We start from the raw sequence: 3207 nt of genomic DNA, 5'->3' as shown, positions 1-3207 counted from the left end.
CGGCTGCGGCTGCGGGGCGGGGGTCCCGGACGGCGGCGCGGGGGACGCGCCGTCCTGCTGCGGTGCGGGCCGGCTCGTGCCGGGGACCCAGGACGCGCCGTTCCAGTACCGGACGTATCCGGGGATGGACGGATCGGGGTAGTAGCCCTCGCGGGGGCTTTCGTCACCGGGTGCCGGGGTTGGGGCGCTCATCACCGTGGTCCCGTATCTCTTCGCGGCCTCGGGGCGACCGGCGAGGTGCTCGTGGCGGTCGGCCCCCATACAAGGGTCCACATCTATCAGACCTCCGCGCACCCCCGGGCCGGTCCTGCCGTTTGGACCACTTTCAGGGCTCGGGGAAGTTTTTCTGGGAAGTCGCGTCATGGAGAGCACGGAGGGTGCTCTCTCCTTGTGCGGACCGGTCGGAGGACCGGCCCCCTGTGAGCATCGGAAGGTCGTGCACCCTCATGCAGAACGTCGTGGAACGCGAACTCGAAGTGAAGTTGGTCCTCTCGCCCGAACGCTCCGTGCCCGTACCGGCCCGGCTCTCGTACATCACGGCCGACCCCTACGCCGTGCACATCACGTTCCACATCGGTTCCGAGTCGCCCGTGCACTGGACGTTCGCCCGGGAGCTCCTGGTGGAAGGGGTGTTCAGGCCGTGCGGGCACGGGGACGTCCGGATCTGGCCGACCAGGGCCGGGGACCGCCAGGTGATCTGCGTGGCCCTCACCTCCCCCGACGGCAACGCCCTGCTGGAGCTGCCGTCGTCGGCCGTCGCCGCCTGGACCGAGCGCACGTTGCGGGTGGTGCCTCCGGGGTCGGAGAGCGCGCTGCTGGGGCTGGACGGCGCGCTCGCCGAACTGCTCGCACCGATGCCCGCCGACGATCTGTGGCTGAGCGATCCGTGGTCCTCGGACGATCCCCCGGAGGGGGAGTCCTGAGCGCGGCCGGTCAGAAGAGCTTGCCGGGATTGAGCAGTCCCAGCGGGTCGAAGGCCGCCTTGACGCCGCGCTGCACCTCCACACCCACCTCGCCGAGTTCACGGGCGAGCCACTCCTTCTTCAGTACGCCGACGCCGTGTTCGCCGGTGATGGTGCCGCCCAGTTCGAGGCCGAGCGCCATGATCTCGTCGAAGGAGGCACGGGCCCGGCGGGACTCCTCGGGGTCGGCCGGGTCGAAGCAGACGACGGGGTGGGTGTTGCCGTCGCCGGCGTGGGCACAGACCCCGATGGTCAGCCCGAACTTGTCGGCGACGGCGGCGGTTCCCTCCAGCATCGCGCCGAGGCGGGACCGCGGTACGCAGACGTCGTCGATCATGGTGGCCGGCTTGACCGTCTCCAGCGCGGGGAGGGACAGCCGGCGTGCCTGGAGCAGGAGTTCGGACTCGGCGGTGTCCTCCGCGGGCACCACCTCGGTCGCGCCCGCCGCGGTGCACAGTTCCCCGACGGCGGCGAGGTCGGCCGCCGGGTCGGGGGTGTCGAAGGCGCAGAGCAGCAGCGCCTCGGTGGATTCGGGGAGGCCCATGGAGGTCATCGCGTTGACGGCCCGGACGGTCGTACGGTCCATCAGTTCGAGGAGTGACGGGGTGTGTCCGCGCTCCATGATCCGGCAGACCGCGTCGCACGCGGTGGCCGCGGACGGGAACTCGGCGGCCAGGACGAGCTGCCGGGGCGGCTGGGGCCGTAGCGCGAGGACCGCCTTGACCACGACGCCGAGGGTGCCCTCGGAGCCGACGAAGAGCCGGGTGAGGTCGTATCCGGCGACTCCCTTGGCGGTGCGGCGGCCGGTGTTCAGCAGCCGCCCGTCGGCGAGGACGACCTCCAGGCCCAGGACGTACTCGGCGGTGACGCCGTACTTCACACAGCACAGGCCGCCGGACGCGGTGCCGATGTTGCCGCCGATGGTGCACGTCTCCCAGCTGGAGGGGTCCGGCGGGTAGTACAGCCCGTGTTCGCCCACGGCCCGGGACAGGACGGCGTTGACCACGCCGGGTTCGACCACGGCGGTCCGGTCGACCGGGCTGATCTCCAGGATGCGGTCCATCTTCACCAGGGAGAGCACGATGCACCCGTCCGTGGCGTTGGCCGCGCCCGACAGGCCCGTCCGGGCGCCCTGCGGCACCACGGGGACGCGGAGCTCGGTGGCGGTCCGCATGACGTGCTGGACCTCCTCGACGGTGCGCGGGAGCACGACGACGGCGGGGGCGCCCGCCTCGCAGAAGCTCGCCATGTCGTGGGCGTACGAGGCGGTGACGTCCGGGTCCGTGATCAGGGCTTCGGCCGGCAGACCCGCACGGAGGTGTTCGACGAGTGCGTCCATGATCCAAGCGTGACACCCGGGGGCCATCGGTGTGAACCCTTCTCCCTCCCTCATCACGGAGCGCGATGTGATCGTCGTACTGACGCAGAGTGATGGCCATGGATGCCATGCCGCAGCAGAACCCGGAGTCCCCCACCTCCCCCCTGCCGCCGGAAGCCCTGCCGCCGGAAGGTGCGACGGCCATGTCACCGCCTCCCCCGCCCCTGCGCACCACGCTGCGCAGGGCCGCCTTCGGTGCCGTGGCCGCCGCCGTGCTCGTGGCCGGTGCGCTGGTCGCCGTGCCGGACGAGGCGGAGAGGTCGGCGCCGCCCGCGCCGGGGCCGGTGGCCCGCGCCGAGGCCGCGGCGGCGGCCGGCTCCCCGGCGGCGCTGTCCGACCTCACGGCGCTGATCGGCGACCGGCAGAAGTGGGTGGAGGCCCACCCCATGGACGCGCCCGCCTGGGCGGCGCTCGGCACGGCGTACGCGCAGTGGGGCAGCCGGGCCGCGGACACGTCGTACTTCACGCGGGCCGAGCAGGCCCTGCGGCGTTCGCTGGCCGCGCGGCCCGGCGAACGCGGGAACACCGAGGCCTGGACCGGACTGGGGGCACTGGCGAACGCCCGGCACGACTACGTCGCCGCGAAGAAGTGGGGCGAGACGGTCCGCGCACGGGCGCCGAAGAGCTGGACGGCGTACCCGGTCCTGATCGACGCGTACAACGGCCTGGGCGAGTACGAGGCCGCGGCCAAGGCCACGGAGACGTTCCAGACCCTGCGCGGCGGGGTGCCCGCGCTGGACCGGACCTCGGAGATGTACCGCAACCAGGGCTGGCGCGAGGACGCGCTGGCCACCGCGCAGGAAGCCGCCGACCACGCGAAGGCCCCCGCCGAGAAGGCCGCGGCCCTGCACCTGTCTCTTATACACA

4 protein-coding genes are annotated in these 3207 nt (G+C 72.6%); 2 read left to right on the top strand and 2 right to left on the bottom strand.

What is annotated here, in order from left to right:
* A partial coding sequence (locus IH13_RS40930) for a DUF2510 domain-containing protein (RefSeq protein WP_158791214.1) occupies nucleotides 1-192 on the bottom strand: 192 nt, incomplete at its 3' end.
* 254 nt (nucleotides 193-446) lie between these two features.
* On the opposite strand from IH13_RS40930, the gene IH13_RS0118575 reads away from it, so the two are divergent.
* The gene (locus IH13_RS0118575; protein ID WP_031085851.1) at nucleotides 447-923 is read left to right on the top strand and encodes an SsgA family sporulation/cell division regulator; all 477 of its coding nucleotides are present in this window, start codon (nucleotides 447-449) and stop codon (nucleotides 921-923) included.
* A 10-nt stretch (nucleotides 924-933) separates the two neighbouring features.
* Here IH13_RS0118575 and IH13_RS0118570 read toward each other — a convergent pair whose 3' ends face one another.
* Nucleotides 934-2301, bottom strand: coding sequence for an FAD-binding oxidoreductase (locus tag IH13_RS0118570; protein WP_031085849.1), 1368 nt, complete (start codon nucleotides 2299-2301; stop codon nucleotides 934-936).
* A 98-nt stretch (nucleotides 2302-2399) separates the two neighbouring features.
* Between IH13_RS0118570 and IH13_RS0118565 the strand changes: the two genes are divergently transcribed.
* Nucleotides 2400-3207: tetratricopeptide repeat protein (locus IH13_RS0118565; RefSeq protein WP_267883857.1), on the top strand; the 808-nt coding region annotated here is incomplete at its 3' end.

Origin of the sequence: Streptomyces sp. NRRL WC-3549, from assembly GCF_000721935.1 — a bacterium.
GTDB lineage: Bacteria > Actinomycetota > Actinomycetes > Streptomycetales > Streptomycetaceae > Streptomyces.
The sequence above is the reverse complement of the archived record's forward strand: the minus strand, read 5'-3'. Positions and strand labels throughout refer to the sequence as shown.

Coding starts and splice junctions, on each gene's coding strand:
- IH13_RS0118570 (WP_031085849.1), bottom strand. CDS start 2,301: ATGGACGCACTCGTCGAACACCTCCGTGCGGGTCTGCCGGCCGAAGCC.
- IH13_RS0118575 (WP_031085851.1), top strand. CDS start 447: ATGCAGAACGTCGTGGAACGCGAACTCGAAGTGAAGTTGGTCCTCTCG.